General features: G+C 42.3%; 20 protein-coding genes and 1 pseudogene. 12 read left to right on the forward strand and 9 right to left on the reverse strand.

What is annotated here, in order from left to right; translation table 11 throughout:
• Positions 1 to 405 (forward strand): annotated as a pseudogene (locus tag ACQEXU_RS09380) (hypothetical protein); the annotation flags it as partial.
• Positions 406 to 419: 14 nt separating this feature from the next.
• The gene (locus ACQEXU_RS09385; protein WP_427010604.1) at positions 420 to 2,048 is read left to right on the forward strand and encodes a BatD family protein; all 1,629 of its coding nucleotides are present in this window, start codon (positions 420 to 422) and stop codon (positions 2,046 to 2,048) included.
• Between the two features lie 51 nt (positions 2,049 to 2,099).
• On the opposite strand, the gene ACQEXU_RS09390 is transcribed toward ACQEXU_RS09385, so the two are convergent.
• The gene (locus tag ACQEXU_RS09390; RefSeq protein ID WP_427010605.1) at positions 2,100 to 4,223 is read right to left on the reverse strand and encodes a GGDEF domain-containing protein; all 2,124 of its coding nucleotides are present in this window, start codon (positions 4,221 to 4,223) and stop codon (positions 2,100 to 2,102) included.
• A 341-nt stretch (positions 4,224 to 4,564) separates the two neighbouring features.
• On the opposite strand from ACQEXU_RS09390, the gene ACQEXU_RS09395 reads away from it, so the two are divergent.
• Complete coding sequence (locus ACQEXU_RS09395) at positions 4,565 to 4,993, forward strand: L,D-transpeptidase family protein (protein WP_367990764.1); 429 nt, start codon at positions 4,565 to 4,567, stop codon at positions 4,991 to 4,993.
• A 3-nt stretch (positions 4,994 to 4,996) separates the two neighbouring features.
• On the opposite strand, the gene ACQEXU_RS09400 is transcribed toward ACQEXU_RS09395, so the two are convergent.
• The 5 genes from ACQEXU_RS09400 to ACQEXU_RS09420 form a co-directional block, all read right to left on the reverse strand.
• Complete coding sequence (locus tag ACQEXU_RS09400) at positions 4,997 to 5,614, reverse strand: DUF1294 domain-containing protein (RefSeq protein WP_427010606.1); 618 nt, start codon at positions 5,612 to 5,614, stop codon at positions 4,997 to 4,999.
• A 136-nt stretch (positions 5,615 to 5,750) separates the two neighbouring features.
• Entirely contained in the window at positions 5,751 to 6,149 is a 399-nt protein-coding gene (locus tag ACQEXU_RS09405) for an OsmC family protein (protein ID WP_367990116.1), read from the reverse strand.
• A 120-nt stretch (positions 6,150 to 6,269) separates the two neighbouring features.
• Entirely contained in the window at positions 6,270 to 6,884 is a 615-nt protein-coding gene (locus ACQEXU_RS09410; RefSeq protein WP_427010607.1) for a LysE family translocator, read from the reverse strand.
• Between the two features lie 97 nt (positions 6,885 to 6,981).
• Positions 6,982 to 7,896: a LysR family transcriptional regulator gene (locus tag ACQEXU_RS09415; RefSeq protein ID WP_427010608.1), complete on the reverse strand. Its 915-nt coding sequence runs from the start codon at positions 7,894 to 7,896 to the stop codon at positions 6,982 to 6,984.
• Positions 7,893 to 8,378 (reverse strand): Lrp/AsnC family transcriptional regulator, encoded by a 486-nt coding sequence (locus tag ACQEXU_RS09420; protein WP_427010609.1) that lies wholly within the window; start codon positions 8,376 to 8,378, stop codon positions 7,893 to 7,895. Before ACQEXU_RS09420 ends, ACQEXU_RS09415 begins: the two co-directional genes overlap by 4 nt.
• Positions 8,379 to 8,663: 285 nt before the next feature.
• Here ACQEXU_RS09420 and yjeH point away from each other — a divergent pair, with 285 nt between their 5' ends.
• Positions 8,664 to 9,926, forward strand: a complete 1,263-nt coding sequence (yjeH, locus tag ACQEXU_RS09425) for an L-methionine/branched-chain amino acid transporter (RefSeq protein WP_427010610.1) — start codon at positions 8,664 to 8,666, stop codon at positions 9,924 to 9,926.
• Here yjeH and ACQEXU_RS09430 read toward each other — a convergent pair whose 3' ends face one another.
• Both ACQEXU_RS09430 and ACQEXU_RS09435 read right to left on the reverse strand, forming a co-directional pair.
• Positions 9,927 to 10,685, reverse strand: a complete 759-nt coding sequence (locus ACQEXU_RS09430; RefSeq protein WP_427010611.1) for a class II glutamine amidotransferase — start codon at positions 10,683 to 10,685, stop codon at positions 9,927 to 9,929. It abuts the gene before it with no gap.
• 108 nt (positions 10,686 to 10,793) lie between these two features.
• A complete protein-coding gene (locus ACQEXU_RS09435; protein WP_427010612.1) occupies positions 10,794 to 11,801 on the reverse strand; it encodes a helix-turn-helix domain-containing protein in 1,008 nt (335 codons plus the stop codon).
• Between the two features lie 109 nt (positions 11,802 to 11,910).
• Here ACQEXU_RS09435 and ACQEXU_RS09440 point away from each other — a divergent pair, with 109 nt between their 5' ends.
• The 4 genes from ACQEXU_RS09440 to ACQEXU_RS09455 all read left to right on the forward strand — a co-directional run bounded on the left by ACQEXU_RS09440 (position 11,911) and on the right by ACQEXU_RS09455 (position 16,022).
• The gene (locus ACQEXU_RS09440) at positions 11,911 to 12,240 is read left to right on the forward strand and encodes an MFS transporter (protein WP_367990123.1); all 330 of its coding nucleotides are present in this window, start codon (positions 11,911 to 11,913) and stop codon (positions 12,238 to 12,240) included.
• The gene (locus ACQEXU_RS09445) at positions 12,237 to 13,460 is read left to right on the forward strand and encodes an HlyD family secretion protein (RefSeq protein WP_427010613.1); all 1,224 of its coding nucleotides are present in this window, start codon (positions 12,237 to 12,239) and stop codon (positions 13,458 to 13,460) included. Before ACQEXU_RS09440 ends, ACQEXU_RS09445 begins: the two co-directional genes overlap by 4 nt.
• 428 nt (positions 13,461 to 13,888) lie before the next feature.
• Complete coding sequence (locus ACQEXU_RS09450; RefSeq protein WP_427010614.1) at positions 13,889 to 14,791, forward strand: AraC family transcriptional regulator; 903 nt, start codon at positions 13,889 to 13,891, stop codon at positions 14,789 to 14,791.
• A 778-nt stretch (positions 14,792 to 15,569) separates the two neighbouring features.
• Complete coding sequence (locus ACQEXU_RS09455) at positions 15,570 to 16,022, forward strand: dCMP deaminase family protein (RefSeq protein ID WP_367990126.1); 453 nt, start codon at positions 15,570 to 15,572, stop codon at positions 16,020 to 16,022.
• Here the strand turns inward: ACQEXU_RS09455 and ACQEXU_RS09460 are convergent.
• Positions 16,005 to 18,659 carry an ATP-binding protein gene (locus tag ACQEXU_RS09460; RefSeq protein ID WP_427010615.1) on the reverse strand — a complete coding sequence of 885 codons (2,655 nt, stop codon included), beginning with the start codon at positions 18,657 to 18,659 and terminating at the stop codon, positions 16,005 to 16,007. The two genes, ACQEXU_RS09455 and ACQEXU_RS09460, sit on opposite strands and share 18 nt — an antisense overlap.
• Positions 18,660 to 18,780: 121 nt before the next feature.
• On the opposite strand from ACQEXU_RS09460, the gene ACQEXU_RS09465 reads away from it, so the two are divergent.
• The 4 genes from ACQEXU_RS09465 to ACQEXU_RS09480 all read left to right on the forward strand — a co-directional run bounded on the left by ACQEXU_RS09465 (position 18,781) and on the right by ACQEXU_RS09480 (position 22,380).
• Positions 18,781 to 19,209 carry a hypothetical protein gene (locus ACQEXU_RS09465; protein ID WP_367990128.1) on the forward strand — a complete coding sequence of 143 codons (429 nt, stop codon included), beginning with the start codon at positions 18,781 to 18,783 and terminating at the stop codon, positions 19,207 to 19,209.
• A gap of 3 nt (positions 19,210 to 19,212) precedes the next feature.
• Positions 19,213 to 20,259 (forward strand): sulfate ABC transporter permease, encoded by a 1,047-nt coding sequence (locus tag ACQEXU_RS09470; RefSeq protein WP_427010616.1) that lies wholly within the window; start codon positions 19,213 to 19,215, stop codon positions 20,257 to 20,259.
• 329 nt (positions 20,260 to 20,588) lie between these two features.
• Entirely contained in the window at positions 20,589 to 22,025 is a 1,437-nt protein-coding gene (locus tag ACQEXU_RS09475; protein ID WP_427010617.1) for a glyceraldehyde-3-phosphate dehydrogenase, read from the forward strand.
• A 154-nt stretch (positions 22,026 to 22,179) separates the two neighbouring features.
• Complete coding sequence (locus ACQEXU_RS09480; protein ID WP_367990131.1) at positions 22,180 to 22,380, forward strand: hypothetical protein; 201 nt, start codon at positions 22,180 to 22,182, stop codon at positions 22,378 to 22,380.
• The last annotated feature ends 21 nt before the right edge of the window (positions 22,381 to 22,401 follow it).

The following is a 22,401-nucleotide window of genomic DNA, read 5'->3' on the forward strand; positions in this document are numbered from 1 at the left end:
CAGAATCAGCAGAATCAGCAGAATCAGCAGAATCAGCAGAATCAGCAGAATCAGCAGAATCAGCAGAATCAGCAGAAAAATGAAAAGAGCCAATCGGAATCGAGTCAAGAGCAACAGTCAAAAGAGACCTCAGGTTCTCAGAACGCTGCCGAGGACAAATCTGAACAGAAAGCGGACAAAAAGCCGGCTCAAGAGATGGAACAAGATTCTCAGCCATCAGAAAACACTCGGCAAAAAGATGGTGCTCCTCAGCCTCAAGAAGATAATCAACAAGCGATTGACCCTGAGTTAAGAAAACTCGAGCAAGTCGAAAGTGCGCGAGATCCAAGCCGCCTACTACGTGCTCAGTTATTGCTTCAGGCTCAACAGAAACAACCACCAGAGAATACAGGTAAACAGTGGTGATGATGAAACGTTATATGAGATATTGCTTGGCCATATTGCTTGGAGCAATGTGTTTAATAAGTACAAGCGCTTTTGCCACGACTGTTTGGGCAACCGTCAGTAAAAACAAAGTATCTAAGAATGAGGTGTTTCAACTGCGAGTTGTGGTTGATGAGAAAGTCTCCTCCGACGCCATCGACTTTACCTCTTTAGAGAATCAATTTTATTTAGGGCGACCAAGTTTCGGTTCCTCTGTCAATATTATCAATGGAGATCGCAGTACGCGAAGTGAATGGAATATTTCTCTTGCAGCGCATCAATTGGGCATGGCTACCATTCCCGCCTTTGAAGTGAATGGCGCAACATCTCAACCCATTGCTATTCAGGTGACTGTTGATCAGGACGACCCGAAAGCAGATGATCTCATCGAGCTGCAAGCCAACCTAGATAAGACGCAACTCTACCCAAATGAAAGTGCTTATTTGAAAACCCGCCTGATCATCAAAGCCGATCCTCGACGACTGCAAAACCCACAGATCACACCACCAAGCATTAATGGCATGACATTAGACACTGAAGGAGAACCAAACCAGTATCAAAGTGTGCTTGATGGGATGGAAGTGACTGTGGTAGACCAAACCTATCGTATTACGGCTGATCAAGCGGGGCAGTTTATGTTACGCGGGCCTTCGTTTAAAGGCACCGTAATATATGGCAGTAATCGCACTGGCACCACCAAACTGATCCCGGTGATAACAAAAGCAAAACAGTTTGATATTAATGTTGAATCAAAGCCAGAGAGCTATAAAGGCACTTGGTTACCAACGGCTTCGCTCCAGCTGACACAGCAGTGGCATGATACAGAAGGGAACCTGATCAACCCTGTAGAAACGTTAAAAACTAAAGTGGGAGACTCGATCAGCCGTGAGATAACATTAGACATCGCAGGTTTGGCATCCGAGCGGTTCCCAAACATCAAGTTGGATTATCCAAGTTCTGTTCGTGTATACGACGAAAAGCCTAAATTTACCGAATTGGATAATGGCGTTACTCGAATGACGGTAAAACAGGTGCTCATTCCACAGAAACAAGGAGAAACGACGCTTCCCGATGTCACGATCAATTGGTGGAATAGCCAAAGTAAGAAAGCAGAAAGTAATAAATTAGCTGGGCTCGCCTTAGATATTGCTCCCGGTGAAGTCATCAACACACCTTTAACAGCAACGACGCCAAACCAACCCGCTGAGGTTAAAACAGTCACAGTTAAGGACAGCGGGTACTGGCCTTACTTAACCGCACTATTTGCCATTCTTTGGTTACTCACTGGAATCTATGCATTGAAACGTTCACCAAGATCAGTGAATTCAGATGAGATGAACAGTACCCCACTGGAAACGGAGACACTTGAGAGTGCGCTACAGTCATTGAAAAACAAAGACTTTATTCGAGCTCAACACTTTGTTGATTTGTGGCTCAAACAAAACCCGAGCTTAGATCCTAAGCTCAAGCAGGAAATCACTGAAGAAGTCGCTGAAATGCAGCGTGCTCAGTACGCTTCCGGCACTGCCTCTTGGAATGAAGATAGACTCATCAAGAAGCTCACAACCGCACGCAAACAACACGTAAAAATGAAGCCTTCTGAAAAAGAACTGCCTTCATTATGATCACAAAGGGCGCTTCATTAAGCGCCCTTCTTTTTATTTATTTGTCACTTCTCATTCCAATGCCACTAACTCACCTTCCCAATACGCGACAGTATTGCGACCTGCACCTTTTGCTTGGTAGAGTGCTTTATCTGCCTGACCATAGAGTAAATCAAAATTAAAATCCTTCGATCTTGTGGATGTAATGGCGTAACCGACAGAAACCGTCAAAACTTCTGATACAGGGCTTTTACTGTGCATGATCGCTTCTTCTTCGATACATGCTCTTAAGCACTCTGCAAGTTTCGCTACTTGTTCATCCGATTGTTCAACAACCAGCAGCGCGAACTCTTCACCACCAATACGACAAAACATTTCGTTTTCATATTGAGTATGGTGCTGCAGAATGTTGCCAACCCGCATCAAAGCGATGTCACCTTGCATATGACCATATTCATTGTTGTATAGCCCAAAGTGGTCAATATCAATCAAGATAAGCCCATAAGAACATTCCTTATTTCCTGGCTTATGACAGAGCTCTTCAAGCATCGACTCCAACATTCTGCGGTTACCTAATCGGGTCAAGGGATCCATCTTTGCCAGTAGTTCAAGCTTATCGTTTGCTGATTGCAGTTCTTTGGTTCTAACTTTGACCTCTTGCTCAAGGTTTTCATTGAGTTCATGAACGGCTTCTTGAGCTCGCGTTCTCAATAAAACCTCCGTGACATTGGAAGCAAACATACGGATCACTTCCCGCAGTTGTTGGGTGAGTGGCGTTCTCTTAATCAAGTTATCTGCTGCAATAAACGCAATAGGTTCACCATTATTGTTTGTCAGCATCGTCATCGCTGTCCAACCAAAGCCAACAATATGAAAATCGTGATAGATGGGCACTGATTCTTCAAACGCAACCTCGTTAGGAGTTGATCTCGCTAAATGCACAATAGAACGATCGGTAGTTTCCGAACGATAGTAAGACTCATCAACTAAGTTACCTTGAATGTCTGTTCCCCAAGTGCCTTGCATGTACGTGCAATTAGCATCGGTTAAAAAAACCGCCAGACGATCAATGCCCAGACGATTGGTTGCAAATGTCACCGCCGTTTTACACACTTCTCGTACCGTCATGCAGCGTGACAATTCCATCATGCTTGCATGAAGCATACGAACATTCTGCTCCTGACGTTTTCGTATATAGATCTGTGATAGTAAGGAACCAAACGACTCTAACATTTGTCTCTGATAGTTACTGATTGGAGCCCGGTTGATGTAGTTATCCATCGCGATCCAGCCAATGGTTTCTTCTCCATCCCGCAGGATCAACATGCCATTCCACCCCTGCCCAATCACATTACCCGCGGTATACAAAGGTGCACCATCAATAACAACAAGGTTCTCTTTTCCTTCTAATAAGGCATTGATATAGGTCTCATCAAGCTGGTGCAAGTCATATTGGGTGTGATGCTCACTGACAGTATTGCCTTCTTCATCTGTACCGTACGTACCGCTAAAACAACGTTTTTTAATGTCCAGCAACATAAAAACAGCTCGGTCAAAGCCAAGCTGGTTACGGATAGCTTCAACAGCCATTTTGTGCAGTTCATCAAGACTTGATGGGTTCGATATATCGATGGCAACCTTATGAACTAGCTTCATATTGTCGATAAAAGATTCACGCTGTTTAATCACATCGAGATACTGCGCTTCTTTGATATCTCGATTCTTAAATTCTTTCGCGGCTTCTGTCTCCGCCCGTACACACTGCCAGCGCGAGGCAATCAACTGCAATGTATCGATACTATGGTTTTTATTCGCTTGGTGAAGAAGCTCTGTATTAATCGACTCCAGCACTAAATATGTTCGCATTTCAGGGTGATTATCGAGCATAAACACATACGTATTACTATCTAGCGTTTGTTGATAGTCCCAGTGACAAGTATTCATTGCTAAAGGCAACAATCCATCAGAGGTGTCAAATTGAGAAGCCCATGTCCAGAAAGTTTCAGGATACGCATCTAAACTTACTGGTGAACCCATAGTATATAAGTGTATTGGTGATGCTGAGTTTTTGGGTTCATAAAATACCCCACCAGCCTTGGGCTCAAGTATTTCATCAACAAACTGAAATAAAGAATTAGCAAGAAACCGTTGATTTCTCGCTGACATTATATTTTTTAGTAGGACACGGGATGTCATTTTATAAGCCTGACGTTCTTTATTATATGCAACTAAAAAACTAGCACCTTACCCTAATCAATCAAACAAATTCCGTACGCCGTGTTAACCAACTCGCAGTTATTCTCTTCATAGTTCTACAAGCTTGAGTTAGATGGCATTTTTTTGATCTTATTTCCATTTATTTCATCAGATGACGTATTTTCCCTATTGACTTTTGTTGCAGATAATTTTGTATCAGATGTCATACTTAAACTAGTTACGAACTTACTCTACAATGCGGGCCAACGTTCACTGAGGTTGTTAGAAGTGTGAAAAGAATAATATTTGCCCTGCTGGTACTTGTGATATCCAGCACCAGCATGGCAGCAGTTGATTTAGTTAAAGTCGATAAGTCTAAGAGAAGAATGTACCTACTTCATGGCAATGAAGTGATCAAAGAGTATCGGATCGCTTTAGGTGGGGAGCCTAAAGGTCATAAGACTCACGAGGGCGATCAGCGCACTCCTGAAGGGCGTTATTATTTGGACTTTGTGATGGAGGATTCTGATTTCTATCGCTCTATCCATATTAGTTACCCAAATCTCAGGGACAAAGCGACTGCCGCAAGACACCAACTTGATCCCGGCGGCAACATAAAAATTCATGGATTTAAAAATGGTGATGATCGACCCGTTAACTTTGTTCAAAGCTTTGATTGGACAAATGGGTGTATTGCTATCTCAAATGCAGAGATGGATGAACTCTTGGGCTTAGTGAAACCCGGCACACCAATTGAAATTCAGTGGTAAACATTAAAAGTAGTTAAGTACTTGATTATAAAACGCCTGATCGACAGCACGTAAGGGTTGCTCTGCATACGGTGACAGCGACCAAAGTAAAAAGCCAATGTGTACCAGAATACATAACGAGAAAAATATGCGGTAAAACAAGCTCTTCGCTTTCAGCCGCATAAAATAGTGACATAACGATTCTGCAATCCATCCTCCGAGCATTGACAGAAAAAAGTAACTCGCCTCACTGGTTGATGGCGTTCCCTTTTGTAATGCTCGTTTATCTAACCAAGAGACAAACATCACAATGAGACTGATGAAAGAATAGTAATAAATAATCACCAAGGGGTACGCGAATAACCATACACACATCGCAAGCGTAATAACAAACCAAACAGCAACAATGATTGAAACATAGAAATGCCTCATCCGCTCAATTTTGGTTGCTTTGTGATTACCTTGTTCATCTTGGCTGAGCCTAAATAAAACTTCCTGACCGATGGTTGGCTTAAAGCCGATTTTGCGTGTATCTGCACTCAAAAACTTCACTCGCATCCCACCAGTTTCAGGGGTTAGATAACCGTATTCTTTTTCACCATACCATTCAGTGATTTTTCCCTTAAGCTTCTTTGCCGCCATATCAACTCAGATCCAATCAACTTGAATACAAGCATAGAAAAAAGCCGGGCATAATGCCCGGCTTCGAAATTCTCAATTTAACTGTAATCTAGTATAAAAACTTTCAATGTCTTATACGTCAATCAGTTAGGCAACGTTAAACAATTTCCCATGTATGGGTGGTTTCAACACCTTTTGCTAACATCAAACAGACTGAGCAGTACTTCTCTAACGAGTCAGCGGTTACTTTTGCCACAATTTCAGGATCAAGGTTGTCACCAGATACTTCAAAATGAATATTCACCTTAGTGAAAATACGCGGCGCAGTATCACGGCGCTCCGTCGTTAGCTTAGCTGAACATGAAGAAACAAGTTGCCCTGCTTCCTTTAGCCCATCAACGACATCAACAGAACTGCAACCGCCAGCAGCCATTAACACCATTTCCATTGGACTTGGAGCTGTTGAACCACCGTTACCATCCATAACAATCGAATGACCGGATTGGGATTGACCTAAAAACTTAAAACCTTCAATCCACTTAACTTCGGCTTCCATACTTTTCTCTCTTTCAGTTCTAATAAGATTTTAGCCAAAAAGTGTACCGCCAAATAAACTTATTTTCACTAAGGCATTAAGTAAATATGCAAGCGCTCCCTTACTCAAGGTTCAAAACCGCTATACAGTGAAAAGCACCCGTACAGCGAGTGCAATGAGAATAATGCCAGTAAGGCAATCGATAAGTTGAGCTCGATTACGTATTTTTTCCAGGACGGTCGGGACAGACAGAATAAAAGTAATAAATGTGTACCAAAGACCATCAACCACAAATGGGGTTAAAACAATCAGAGCTTTATCCACGTTGCTAGCCCCCAGCGCAACAAATTGGCTAAATAAAGCAATAAAGAAAATGGCAATTTTGGGGCTCAAAATAGAAATCAAAAAGCCTTCTTTCGCCGATTGTAGCAAACTAACTGACTGGCCTGATTCGAGTTTTTCGGCGACGCCACCTCGAGATCGGATAGCATTAATACCTAAATAAACGAGATACCCCGCACCTAAGTAACTAATTCCTTTAAACAGTATCGGCGACTGTTGCAGTAGCACAGCAAGACCAATCAATGTGATAAAAGCATAAATACCAATGCCAAAAGCATGAGCCCAAGATGTTGCTAACCCATTGAGCCGACTCCCTGCCAGACTATGTTTAGCCACAACAGCTAGGCTAGGCCCGGGAGACATTGCGCCTAAAATACAAATGGTAAACAGAGACAACCAAACCGTAAATGTCATGAAAGTACTTCTCGTTTTGTTATGTAACTACCGTTACCATAAAGCGCCGCCATTATGATCTGAAATCAAAAAACATCATTGCGCTCATGACCTCAAATCATTTGATTGAGTATTGAGATGACTCCATGATGCGCTTCATGTTCGTTCGCATCCATTTATGTGCCTCGTCTTGATCGTATTTAGGGTGCCAGATAAACCAGTACTTATAAGAAGGCGTCTTTATCGGTAACGATTTGATGACAAGCTGATTGGGCTCAGCAAGGTTGGTGGCAATGTGCTCTGGAACCGTCATTAGATAGTCACTTTGACGCAATGTGTTCACGGCAGAGGTGAAGAAAGGCACTTTCAACGCAATACGACGACTCAATCCTTCTTGTTTTAATGCAACATCAACAAAGGAATCTTTATCTCCGCCTCCCGTTACTTTTACGTGGCTGTATTCCAGCAGATCTTGCAATAGAATGGTCTTCTTATTGGCCAGCGGATGCGTATTATGCATTACGCATACAGGTTCATCCTCGCCTATTTGAAAGTGACTCAAATTAGATGGAGGTTCAGGTAGCATGGTCGAGGCAAGATGAATTCCAGTGTCATGAAAGTGGCTGAGGAATGAGGGTTCCCATAAACGGTAAGCTAAGTCTACTTTTGGCGCCATGGCTGCAACATTCGAGGCCACATCCGGAATCAAATATTGAGCGACATAATCACTTGAAGAAAAAACAAATTCTTGTTGCCACAACATAGGGTCAAACGGTTTGTCTGCAACCAATGCGTCGATTTCCCCCATAAGAGGCTCAATTCGACTGCGCAGCGTTAACGCTCTAGGGGTTGGCCTAAGGATATTGCCATCGCGGACCAATAGTGGGTCCCGATACAACTCGCGTAGCTGCCCCAACTGACGACTGACAGCAGATTGTGTAATGCACAAACGTTCCGCAGTGCGACTCACATGGCATTCATCCAGCAGCACTTGTAGCGTGCGAAGTAAATTGAGATTGATATTGCTCATCAACAGCTACCCATTTGTTTTCTATGCGGTAAGGGTGAACGTATCTTCTTGTCCACATTGAAAAACTCCGTGAGAACCGTATGAGTGATCAACTGCCTAAGTTCAGGGATTTGCTGTAATTGATCGCGAATGTCATTCAGTCTAGACATACTTGGCACTTCCACAAACAGCATCATATCGGTTTCTCCACTGATTGCGTGGCACCACTTTACTCCATCAATTTGATAGATCTTTTCTGCGTATTTTTCGCAATGGTGCGTTGCTTCTGACATATCAAATTTAATCGCAAGATAGGCACAGATCATTTCTTGTTCTTGGCTCTTCACGCTCACCGAGTAACCCAAGATTGTCCCATCGTGTTCTAATTTTTTAATTCGAGCCGTCACGGCAGAACGAGACAAATTCACATCACGAGCAATATCACTCACTGAGCGCCTAGCATCCTGCTTAAGTACATTCAAAATCTGCTCATCAAATTTATCCATATAACTTCCTGTCACCTGTTAATGACTTTTTATTCTGCTTTATTCCAAGACATTAAGGAGTGAGTTCCCTAGTAAGAGCTAAAAAATCAGGTCGCTTGGATTGCGTAATGTTACATAAATTCAACATAGAAGAAAGCAGGCAGATTGATACTTGTGTCGATTATTACCGTCATATTGACTACTAAATAGACCAAATTGGTGGCTGCTTTTGTTTCTCACAACGTTTAACCTATCTCCCTATAGAGTCAGTACCGTTATTTAATGATGTGGTTCAAGGAGTGAACGATGGGCGAGCTAAAAAAAGAAATTACACTTTTGTCAGGCATTGGGCAGCTCTCTACCACGCTTATGGGGACGGGCTTATTTATGGTACCAGCAATTGCAGCGGGAATTGCTGGCTCATTGTCGCTATGGGCATGGATACTATTATTCATTGCTATTTGCCCTGTCGCGCTGACTTTCGCCCAATTAGGGAAGCGTTACCCAAACGCCGGTGGCACCGCTCACTTTGTTCGCCTAGCGTTTAATGAGAAACTGGGACGTAGCGTGGCTTGGTTGTTTGTCAGTGTAATTCCGGTCGGTGTTCCTGCTGCTGTCGCCTTAGCTGCTGGCTTTTTGCAACCATTACTGCCCTCTCCAATAAACGGCGCTCTCATTGCGCAGATCATAACTGTCTGTCTTTTAATTGGCGTAAACCTGCTCGGTGCTAAATCTTCGGGTCAACTCCAAACTCTTATTGCTGTCGCCATCTTTTCGCTTGTTATTGCTTTTGTTTTGAAAGGAAACATTTCAACATCGGACATCACCATGCCACACCTCACAGGAGAAGATATTTGGCCAATTGGCGCTGCGTTAGGTGTGATGTTTTGGTGCTTTGTTGGTATTGAGGCTTTCGCTCATATGGGGGAAGAATTTAAAAATCCTCAAAGAGATTTCCCTATCGCGATTATCGTTGGAAGTTTTATCGCAGGAGCAACCTACTGGATTTGTTCGGTTGTCATTTTAAAGTTTGGCGCATATGGTCATGCTAGCTTCGACAATGGTTCGATTCCTTGGCTCAGTGAACTGTTGTTTGGTTCTGGGTTTAAAACTTTAATTGCGATTCTTGGCTTTTCTGCCTGCTTTGCAAGTGTCAATTTGTATACCCAAAGCTTATCACGTATGGTCTGGGCCCAAGCTCGTGAATATCGCCCGACTAGCGCCATCGCCCGAGTATCTTTGCGTGGAGTACCAGCCAATGCAACGCTCATGGTTGGCGCGGTGTTATTGTTCTCCTGCCTTATCGGCGAGCTTTCTGGTTTAGATTTGGAGTTCTTTTTGAAGCTCGCCAACAGCATCTTTGTTCTGATTTACCTATTAGCCATGCTCGCCGCATGCCGTCTCCTTAGTGCCTGGAACAAACGGTTAGCAAAATGCTCTTTGCTGCTTTGTACTGTTGTTTTTGTTTGTCTTGGTTGGTCTATGTTATATGCATTGAGTATTTTTGGATTGCTATCTCTGCCTTGGTCCAAATGGTTTGGGGATCGCAAAGCACGTGTAACTGAGTAGCTAGAGGTCAATAGTGATGGTCTGTGCTCCATGGATATGAATCAGCGTCTGTGGGGCTATCGCATGCCAAATGTGAACTTTATCTAAGGGCTCTGACGTTAGCACCATACCTTCCTGATATTGGCTTAAAAACATGGTAGGCGGGTATGGATCAGAGCTGTATCTTACCGCCCAGAACTGCTCTCCATCAGAAAGACAAATCGACGCCTTAAAAGGTTCGCTGACTTGCATTCGTTCCGTTAACTCGCTGATCTCAGATAGTGTTTTCTTTACCGCACCGACAGCATCCACCTGCAATCCATGCTTCAACATGAGTAAGAATATCAACTCGCTGTCTGTCGTCCCTTTTCGTTGTAGGTATAAAAACTCAGGCAAACTTCTCTCAAGTTCATATTTTACTTTCTCAAACTCACCAATTTGCCCGTTATGAAGAAACATCCAGTTTTCAAAGATAAAAGGATGGCAGTTTGATCGAGAAACTTGTGTTCCAGTAGATGAGCGTACGTGTGCCATAAAACGATGTGAGCGAATGTGGTGCGCCAAAGAACGCAAATTTTCATCTCCCCATGCGGGCAACACCTCATGAAATTGACCCGGTGTATCGCGCTCTGTGTACCAACCTAAACCAAAGCCATCCGCATTCACTCGAGTTACCGCTTTTCTCGCCTCAAGGCTTTGATGTACTAATGAGAATTCAGGTTCATACACCAATTCATCGATGTAGATGGGGGTTCCATGATATGCAAGCCATCGACACATATTGCTCTCCTTTTAATAAATATGACACAACCTAAGTGATATTAAACCTTTCCAGATTATAGTTTGGCTTAGCAGTCATCGAGTAAAGCTGATTGAAAATCATCATATTTAAAAAACGTCATGAAAGCGTTCAATATACTGCCTCGGCGTTACCCCTCTTTGCTTCTTAAACATACGGTTGAAACTCGCTTCATTGCTGTATCCCAGCGCTTTCGCAACCTCTGCAAGAGGGACATTCTTTGACATTAATGCGATCGCTCGATTACTGAGAACATACCCACACACCGTTGTAAAATTTAAACCTTCTTGATGCAAACGCCGTTGAAATTGTTGTTCAGAACAACCTAAGAGCTGCGCAACCCCCTTTACCGTTGGCAAACCATAATGGCAGCTGTAATTAATAAGCTCATAAATCACTTTCAATCCATCTTCTGGTTCCGGCATGTTAAGAAAATCATCTAGATCACTGAAGTTCATAGCTAAGCGCTTGTTCGATATTTTCTTAGACTGTTGAGTCGTTAAGCGTAGATCCGCGTTAAACCATACCTCTGTTTTATTGTGATTCCAGACGACAGTACAACCAAAAAACGCTTCATATTCCTTGGTGTTTTTTCGCGACCCTGACAGCATCACACGAAGAGGGTTGAAGGATTCACCAAGGTATTCACGTAGGATCTTGGTCATAAAAATAGCCACTCTGACGCTGTCATGTGCTTTTTGTTCCGGCTCAATGAAAGGGTTGCTATACGTCCATTTTAATAGGTTGCCAATCTGGGCCCCTGCCAAGAAAGCGCCAGATTGTAAACAGCTAAGACCATAGTTTACGCGCCGAATCGTCGAAGCAAGATCATAACCAGAAAGAAGCCAACGGCTAATAGTGCCCAAACGGCCAATCTCAATATCACGAGACATTTTAAGAATGATATCTGGCTCTGAAGTGGCCAATTCTAGATTTCTGTACCACTTATTTAGATCACTAAGAGGGATCAAAGTCATTGAACTAGAGAATACACTCTCTGCTATCCCTAATTCCCCACTTGATAATTGATAGCGATGTCTTACGGCATTGTGAATATTCAGAATACCAATTGAGCGAATAAACCTGACCGACTTCAAAATACAGATCCAATCAAATAAAGATGAATTTTGATTAAATCTGTCACAAACACTTCCAAAATTCAAATTCTGATCACAATCCTCCCAGAACATAGAACCGGAGTATTGAATGAGTCTTTTGAGTGTTCCTTTTGTTGGGACAAGTGCAGACACAGTGCTACACGTCTTTGCCACTGTTGTCTTACTCGCAACCGTCGGTGCAGCCTTATACGGCTTTTGGCGCATCCATGAACTACCAATAAACAAAGCTCACAGTAAAGAGCATCATCAGTTAGGGTTAATCACCGCTCTCACATGGATTGGATTCGTCTGGCACTGGGTATGGGTGCTCGCCGTTATCCTTGCTTTCGTTGATATGGAAAAAGCCATCGTCAATTTGCGTGATACATGGCGACACGCACCACAACAAGAAATGAATCCAGAGGAGAAAAACAAATGATAGAAGGATTAGCTGTTTGGTCTCTGTTTATTTATCTCCTGAGACTGGTTGGTATGCCGTGGAACAAGTTTACTCAGGCATTTGCGTATCTTGGCGGAATTTCTTGGTTACTGTTTGTATGGGTAGGTTTAATTAACTTTACTCCAATGGATATGTCAGGTGGTTCATTGGTGCAATCACCTCATATCCAGCTGAGACCTGACTCTGTTAATGTCAGTGGTAAAGTGGAACATATATACATCAAGCCAAATCAAAAAATTGTGAAGGGCCAATTAATTTACGAATTGGAAGATGAACCTTATGTCATCGCTTTTAAGCAAGCAAAAACATCTGAAGCGTCAGCCGAAATCAAGTTAGTGACAGCTAAGGAAGAAGTTGGTATCGCAAAACGCCACTACGAATCATTGCTTCAAGACTTAGAAACAACAAAAAGTGAACTCGAGGCTGCCAAAGTGGATTATCGTTTGCAATCAAAAATGTTGAAACGATACCAAGAGCAGAATCGAGTAGTAAGCAACACAATTACTGCTAGCGATATAGACAAACAAACCAGTGTAGTGGCGCTTGCAAAACAAAAAGTCATTACCACAGAGTCTCAACTGAAGAAGAAAGACGTCGATACGGATAAAGCAAAGCTTTCCATTAAGAAAGCTCAATTAGCAGTGAAAGCACGTGAAGCCGACATTATTACTGCCCAAGAAAAAACAGCCAGAGCACAATGGGATTTAGACAGTACGAAAGTCTATGCACCTGCAGACGGGTTTGTTACCAATTTCATGTTACGCGAAGGCCAGCTCGTATCTCGCGTCCCACGTTTACAAATGTACACTGAAGAAAAGTATGTTCTCATGCGCGTTAATCACCAAGCAATACGCAACATAAAACCGGGCCAAGCAGCTGAATTTGCTTCTTCTGTTTACCCAGGGAAAGTGTTCCGTGCAGAAGTTGAAGGTATTGTAGAAGCAACTGGGGAAGCACAGGGAAATTTGGTGGGCATTGATCCTTCCGTTCGAACAACGACTGGTAAGAACGTTCAGAACAAACATCACTTTGTGCGTCTAAAGATAGATGAACCAACGGGCTATGATTTACCCGTTGGCTCTGTAGGTCTCGCCTGGGTCAGTGGGGACAAGCCCGTCGGCTTTATGGCTTTCCTTGACGTTATTCGAGGTATTATCTTACGAATGAAGTCCCAGCTCTATTTCTTTTATTCCATCTGATGTTATTGATAACTTTGTTAAAATATTTATCCCGGAAGGTATTTTCAGTAACAAATGTGCATTATGTCATTAGCAAATTTGTGGTTATTTGCAATATGCATTTGCATAATGCAAATCAATGACTACTAAGACCCGTTAATTGACCAAAAAAGCAGCAAATAAGCACTCTAAAACTTGGCACATATAGTGCATTAGTATTAGCGACCCTTATTAAGCCGAGGGTCACCTAGCCAACTGACGTTGTTAGTGAACCAATTTGTTCACATCTATATAAGCCAATAGCATGATTTGCTGTTGGCTCTTTTTTTGTCTGCTTTCTCAATTTCTATTCGTGAAGAACCGCAAGCTTATAACCTGTGTTACGCCTCCCACCAGTGAATCCATGTAAGATATGAGTTAACACAAGCAACGCTTAGGGATTAACCATCATGAAAACCAACTATCAAGAACGCTTACTCCCCGTCATACGCTACTTAGAGACACACTTTAACCAACCATTAAACCTTGAAAGCGTCGCTCAACTGGCTTGTTTATCCCCTTACCATTTTCATCGAATTTTTAAAGCCGTGATCGGGGAAACCCTAAACGACTATTTGAAGCGGCTACGCTTAGAAAGTGCCGCTAACGATCTCTTCTACCGTAAACCAGCGATACTAGATGTAGCTTTGGAGTATGGTTTCTCGAGCTCTCAGAGTTTTGCAAAAGCCTTCAAACAGCAATATGACCTAACTCCCTCTCAAGTGCGTAATTGCCAGCAAATTCAAGACTTTTCTGCACTATTGAAAAACAGCAAGATTGGACACACACTTCGCAAGAATGGAAACGCAGCAACCGTAAGTGATTTTTATACTAGCTCTAACATCAACCAATGGAGCGAACTTATGGACATCCAGCATTTTGAACCGTCTACTTTGGCGTACGTGCGAGTAACAGGACCTTATGGCGAGAACTACGAGCCAGCCTCCAATAGGCTGTATTCATGGGCTGGCCCAAACGGGTTAGCTAGCAATACCTGCATCTTTATCTACCACGACAATCCCGAGATCACGCCTGCAGATAAATGTCGTACCGATATCTGTTTGATGGTCGATAACAACGTACAAGTTATTAATGGCATCGAAAAGAAATCATTTCCTGGTGGAAAATATGGTGTGATCCGCAAAACAATTACAGACCATAGTCAGTATTCTATTGCTTGGGATGAGCTCATGGCTCAGGTTGTTGAGCAAGGGGTTGAAAGTGATGACCGCCCCTGTTTTGAGCTTTACCATAGTTATGACCTTGAAACAGGTCATGCAGACGTCAGCTTTTGCACTGCCATAAAAGCCTAAAAAAGGAAAACCCCACCAAGCTCTCGCTTGATGGGGTTAGTTCTTACTCGCAGCAATCCGGCTACAAATAGGTGCTCCCTGCATCTATTCCTTGATAGTACGCTGGTCCGTTCAGCACTTTCCTTATCATCGCCTTCCTAGCGGTGTCCCTAGCAATCCTGCCCGTTAGTCTATCCCGACTAACTCACATCACTTATCCTTAAGCGGTGTCCTACTCTGTCATCCTGACAGAAATAACCTTAGTCCTTTAAGCGTCCATTAACCTTCCATGAGTAACCATCCTAGCTACAAGCGTCCAGCTAATGTCCTTCGCTATCCTTGCCAATCGCTCTTCATGAACGATCGAATCTTCTTCCTGAAGATGACCTATCCTTGGGTCTTTCCTGTTCCGTGTCTGCGTCCTGCTGACACCATTAAGATTACTCAAAGCTCTCAAAGTCACAATAGAAAATATCAAAAAAACGCTTAGAACAAACATTGCATAGATAATTTAATTGTTAAATATCAGCAAGTTAAAAACGCTCCGCTATATATCCTATCGTTTTTATCCTTTATCACTCACGCGCTTGTGAGAGATCTCGCACAAAACCATGAGCAAATGGCCGCTTTTGTTATTGACAGATACGCCTCTATATTGTGAACTTAGTCACACTAAATCCGAGAGCAGTTTTCAGTTAACCATTTCTATTCGTATTTCACTGGACTAAGACAGTAGAAACTAGGATATTATTGTCAGATCTCTCTCACATAATTCAGATAGTTGTTCGAGGAACCGTCGATGATTTCAAAGTGGGCACAACGCTTTTACCAAATGGCAGAACTAGTTGGCTCTTGGAGTAAAGACCCATCAACTCAAGTTGGGGCTGTCATTACTAAACAAAACCGAATTGTTTCTGTGGGTTTTAATGGTTATCCACACGGTATTTCTGATAGTGCAAATACTGATAACAGAGAAATGAAATACTTAAAAACGCTGCACGCTGAAGAAAATGCCATTTTGTTTGCTAAGCGAGATCTAGACGGATGTGAAATTTGGGTAACACATTTTCCTTGTCCCAACTGTGCAGCGAAGATCATCCAGACTGGTATTTCTGCCGTACATTGCCCAGAGCAGACTCCTGATTTTCTCTCTCGTTGGGGAGAGAAAATCAAAGTAAGTCAGGACATGTTCTTGCAAGCGGGGGTTAAAGTGAATTGGCTACCGCTAGAAGATTTAAACAGCGACGTTTAGTCTTTCAAAAGTATCAAAGAGCTGCTGAGATTTATAAGGCTTAGGCAGGTAAGCATCCATACCTGCCTCAAAGCAGCTGTCTATCTCTTCTTGCAGGACACTCGCTGTAAGCGCAATAATTGGCATACGCCCCTTTTGATTGTTTTCTTCCCACTCACGTATTTTTCTAGTCGCTGTTAAACCATCCATAATTGGCATCATGCAATCCATAAGAATGGCGCTAAACTCTTTACCGGTTTCGATAATATTGATCGCTTCTTGCCCGTTGCTAGCAATCTGATAATCAATACCGGCTTTACTTAAGAAGAAACTGGCAATTTTCTGGTTCATTAAATTGTCTTCGACGATAAGAACTCGGCGATGATTGAGAGATTCTGACGAAAAATCTTCCAACGTTTCGTATGGTTTGTGGCTCATTTCTCCTGAAATCGAAATCTTTCTGAGTAGCGCCCCTAATTTCTTACCCAATATAGGTAAAGTCATTGTGGCTGAAACAAGCGATTCAATATCAGACGAAAGATATAAATGATGCTGCAGTGCGATGAGTTCTGCTCTTGAGTGGCATTGAGACAGTTGCGACAGATCATTTCGGCTACCCGATTGTCCTGAATAACAATACATTACTATTTGGTAGTTGTTTTCTTTCTCCAAAGCTTGGGCGATATTCAAACAAACCGTAACTTCTAAGCCATAGCGCTCACATTCGGAGGTAATTAAGTCGGTATATTTTGATTTGTTTGAAACCAATAGTGCTTTGTATGAGTATGTCGGCCGCTCACATACCTGTTTGAATGTTTCTAATGGTACAGTGAACTCAAAACAACTCCCCATTCCTTTCGTTGAATCAACACTAATGGTTCCACCCATCAACCCAACAATCTGGCGACAGATCGTCAGCCCAAGTCCAGTGCCGCCAAACTGACGAGTAATACTGCCATCTTCTTGAGTAAAAGGTTTGAAGATGTCTTCTTGCTTGTCCTTTTCAATACCCACCCCAGAGTCAATAACACTGCAAGTCAACCAAGACTGTTCATCTTCTTGGTGGTATCGCAACTCAACAGACACAAAGCCATCATTGGTAAATTTCACTGCATTACTTAACAGATTCATCAACACTTGTTTGAAACGAAACTCATCGATATTAACCAGATCTGGCAATGTGGGATCCAAATCAATAAGCAGCTCAACATGTTGTTTAAGGGCCTTCGAGCTAATCATATTGACGGTATCAAACACTGCATCACGAATATCAGCCTCGTGCTTCGACAGCGTTAAATTACCCGATTCAATTTTAGATAGATCCAGAATATCGTTGATCAATACCAATAACGCGTGAGACGAGGCATCAATGTCTGACAGAATCTCTTTTTGGCTGTTGTTTAGATGGCTATCAGACAATATTTCTGCCATACCTATGATGCCATTGAGAGGCGTTCGGATCTCGTGGGACATGTTTGCTAGGAAAATACTTTTCGCCTTGTTTGCTGCTTCAGCATGTTCCTTCGCTTTCACCAACTGCTTTTCATGATTCATTTGATCTTTGATGATTGAATTGAGACTCTTAGCAAACTTAGTAAACTCGTCCTTTCCATCGACCGGAATTTGCTCAACACCATTTTTGCTTCTTAAACTGCTCATCGTATTTAAGATGCGCCTTAACTTGGAGTTAATCCGATAGAGAGTGCTACTCCCCCAAACAAACATTGCTCCTAATACCGCACACATCGCTAGTGCAAGCAATAACATTGAACGCTGATTCTTTGTAATGCTGATTTCTAGTTCAGAACGAAGGTTTTCAGCAAACAAGCTCAACTGTCTATCAACAAGTAAATTCCGTTTTTCAATAATATGAATGAGATTTGATAAATCTGCGTCTCCTTGACGATTATTCAGTACTTGTTCACGTAGATACGTACTCTGGCTAAAATCTCTACTAGAAAATAGCCCAAGTAGTAATTCAATCTGCTTAGAATTAGCACCACCTGTAATATATTTATCTAAATAGAACTGCTGCCTTTCGCTAATTTGAAAATAGTCAGAAGAATACTCAGAATAAGTCCAATCAAGTCGAACAATTTCTTGAGCTAGCCAAGCTTCACGCTCCATCCAATAATGCAGCCAACTTAAATCACTCAAAACAAGGTCAAGTTTGTGAATATCCACATCAGCATTATGGCTATCAACACGTTGTATATCGGAATATATATCTTGTAAAACTTCGTAAAGAACTCGGCCTAATTCAATACTGCCTTCAGGTGTCACTTCTGATAATTCAGAAATAATGTCATCCAATTCTTCTAGACCAGACGTAATGTCCGATTCCAGTTCAACAACACCATAGTGTTTATGTGCGACAGAATGCGCCGTTTGTTTTAACTCACTAATAACACGCTTGCTTCTTTCTAATGAAGAAGAAGCATCCTCACCACTCAAACGTTTATTTAAGCCGTCATAGATATGCTTAGATAATTCTGAAAGCATATAGAGTGATTGGGCTTTTTCATCAATTACAGTATAACTGTGAAGTTTGTTCTGGATATGGATAACGCTGTTTGCACTAAAACCAACAATCACCAATGCTGGCAGTAAGCAGAGTATTAACAGCCTTGTCTTAATAGATATTTTTGTTATTAACATTTGAATTCATCCTTGAATCAAAAGTTTCCTAGCCTATCTTTAATAGTAGCTAATAAAAACTTGTATCTTAGATAAAAAATAATACTTTGTGGATGCAGTCCGGTAAAAATAAGGAATATCTTTGAAAAACCTTTTGATTTTTGTACTTCTGCAGTTGGCTAGCTGTAGTATTTTGGCACGAGATTTCGTCATTATAACTCTTAATGATGAAATTAAGCCATTGCGTACTAATCAAGTAAAGATGCTTTATCGGGGCAGGGTCACACATTTAGATGGTATTCCAGCCAGACTAATGGACCTGCCGAACCATTCAGAAAATCGTCAGTTGTTTTATAAAACCCTTTTAAATAAATCACCCACTCAAATGAACGCTATCTGGGCTCGACAGAGTTTTTCAGGTAAAGCACTCGCTCCTTTCGAAATTCCACAAGAGAATTTGGAGCTTATAGTCACTTGGCTTAAAGACAATCCAAATGGCATTGCATACGTTCCAGAAGAGCAAGTACCGGAAGATGTACGGGTTATTTATTATTTGAAAAGCAAAGGCTAGGCTATGAAGAACAAGTATTTACTTTCCATATTAATTGCACTCCCCCCAAGTGCCTTTGCCCAACTCCAACTTACGGAATCCCTCTATTTGGATGGGTTTGGTACTTTCGCAGCGGCAAAAAGTGATAACAATACCCCAGTTTTATTTAATCGTGATATTACCGATGAATGGTGCTTCGACTGCGATACCACAATGGGACTGCAACTCAACTGGGCAATCACACCAAAACTAAGAAGTGCTATACAAGTTGTTAAACGACCACAGGACACTTTTTCTGAGCCTGAAATAGAACGCGCTTTCGTTGAGTACTCATTAAATGAAACCAAAATTAAAGCAGGCCGTTTGCGTGTTCCTATTTTCATCATGTCTGAATACTACTTTGTTTCCAGTGCCTACCCTTGGTTAAGACTTCCCTCTGAGGTTTATAACAATACCCTTGGTATTACACACTATGAAGGCATTGCGGTTGATTGGAGCCATACCTTTGAGGATGACTTTCAGCTCAACCTCACCCCATTCTACTCACGAAAAAGTAACGACCGACGCAGTTTGTATGGTGAGTGGTTTAATTTGGAAATAAAGCAAAGTTACGGTTTTTCCGCTGATCTGTTTTTTGGTGACAATACGATTCACGCATCGGTCATCAATGCCAGCGTTGTTCAGGAGTACCTAAACCAACTTCCTATCGAGTTCGATCTTCAGCTCTACTCTGCTGGCTTTAGTTATTACATTGATAAGCTTCACCTACAATCTGAACTTCTTGTATCACGAGAGTTTCACGTCAATTGGTATACCAGTGTCGACTACAACATCAAAAACTGGACACCATACTTCCAATATGGTCAAGCAAGGCGAGCTTTCCACAGCAACACCTATCTCACAGGGGTTAGGTATGACATCACCCCAAGTATCAACTTGAAAATGGAGTGGCAACGCATCTACGGCCAAAAAGAAATTATCAGTGGGCAGTTCACCATGCCACAAAACCCACTTGAACCGTTGGCAGATAAAGTCGATATTTTCTCTGCGGGTATTTCGTTCACTTTTTAAGTTGGTAATAAGCAACTCATCACAGCTTTATTTATGCTTGTTAGCTGTATTACATAAGAATATGGCTAATGAGTATTTTTTAATCCAAAAAAAGTCCCTTCAAATTCAGTTGTCAATAGGCGATTGATACAACATTTTTCCTTATAACACCTCATAATTACCTAGAATTTAAGCATTAATCTCTGGTTTTATTTTTCCTAGCAGAATAAGACATCAGGCATTACAATCCCGGCACATAAAAATTACAACAATATTACAGCACCCTATACCTCTATTGTTTTAACCAACTTTAGAGTTCCCCTTAAAACGTGAAAGGTAATTAAGTAAAAATGAGTCCAGAAAAACATCTTCTAGACTGGCAAACTAGCCAAACGATTGCGGAAACCATCTCCCCCTTACTCGGTCAGCTCTATCGCCAAAAAGGTGTTGAAGTACTACTCTTTGGTAAAACGCTTGTAAACGCAGCAACCATCGACATCATCAAGGCCCACCGCTTAGCCCGCCATTACACTGGCACTCCCCTCTCCGCTCAACAAACTTTTCCTATCATCAAAGCGCTTTCAGAAATGGAGCTTTCTCCATGCCGTATTGATGTAGGGCAGCTCGCTTATCAGTTTTGGCAAAATAGAGATGACGAACATGGCGTCAAAGACTTCTTGCATACGTCCTTGATGGGTGCAATGAATGGTGAAACTGTTTCAGAGCCGAAAGATGTCGTGTTATATGGATTTGGTCGCATCGGCCGCCTACTGACTCGATTACTGGTTGAAAAAAGCGGTCCGGGTTATCCATTGCGACTTCGCGCAGTGGTTGTGCGAGGAGGTAAAAAGGGTGACTTGGAGAAGCGTGCAAGCTTGCTTCGAAGAGACTCTGTTCATGGACAATTTAACGGTAGTATCGTTGTCGATGAGGAGCGTAAAGCCATCATTGCAAATGGAAACTACATTCAGTTTATCTACGCCAATAAGCCTGAAGAAGTCGATTACACCACATTTGGTATTAACAATGCTCTCGTCGTCGACAATACCGGCGTCTGGCGTGATGCCGAAGGACTAGGCCAACATGCACAATGTCATGGGGCCGATAAAGTGTTATTAACCGCACCGGGTAAAGGTAATATTAAAAACGTCGTCTTTGGCGTCAATGAAGGTGTGATCACGTCTGAAGATACAATTATTTCAGCGGCGAGTTGTACAACCAACGCCATCACTCCTGTTTTAAAAGCGATTAATGATAAATACGGCATCACTTCCGGCCATATTGAAACCGTCCACTCTTTTACGAACGATCAAAACTTGATTGATAATTTCCATTCAGGTGAGCGTCGTGGCCGTAGTGCATCGCTCAATATGGTTTTGACTTCGACAGGCGCGGCCAAAGCCGTATCAAAAGCACTGCCCGAGCTTGCAGGAAAACTAACAGGTAACGCTATTCGTGTTCCAACTCCGAATGTTTCGATGGCTGTCGCTAATCTAAATTTAGAGAAAAACACTGACCGAGAAAGCTTAAATGCCTATTTAAGAGACATGGCTTTGAACTCACCTCTTTCAGGCCAAATTGATTACACCGACTCCACGGAAGTCGTGTCTAGCGATCTTGTCGGCTCTCGCTATGCCGGTGTGGTGGATGGCGCTGCCACCATTGCTCAGGATAATCGATGCATATTGTACATATGGTATGACAATGAATTTGGCTATAGTTGCCAAGTTGTCCACTGTATGGAACAGATGATGGGCGTGCGCTACAAAACGTACCCTGCCGTGTAATTAACTCGACTCCACAACGAATAAGAATAACAATCTCTACTTATTGCCGCTCAAATCATTCTTGAGCGGCTTTTTTGTACCTGAATGCTCTTGTTCATTCTTCGTTCATCTTCACCCTGCTAAGTTTAAGACTAACTAATAAGAGGTGGAACATATGAACAGATTTATTATGACAACATTCGCGCTGGTCACTGGCTTCTTCGCTCTTATTGCCAGCTTGATTCTCGCTATCCCATTAGCTATCGCCGCACTTATTACTGGCAAAAAAATAGAGAAGCAGCTAAAAGCCTCTGCTCATCACCATGGTCACAGAACGACGATAGAGGGTGAGTTTGAAGAAGTCACCAAGCCCTGATTCAATATACAAAAACACCCG

The organism is Vibrio sp. TRT 21S02, from assembly GCF_050113675.1.
In the GTDB taxonomy this organism is placed as follows: Bacteria; Pseudomonadota; Gammaproteobacteria; order Enterobacterales; family Vibrionaceae; genus Vibrio.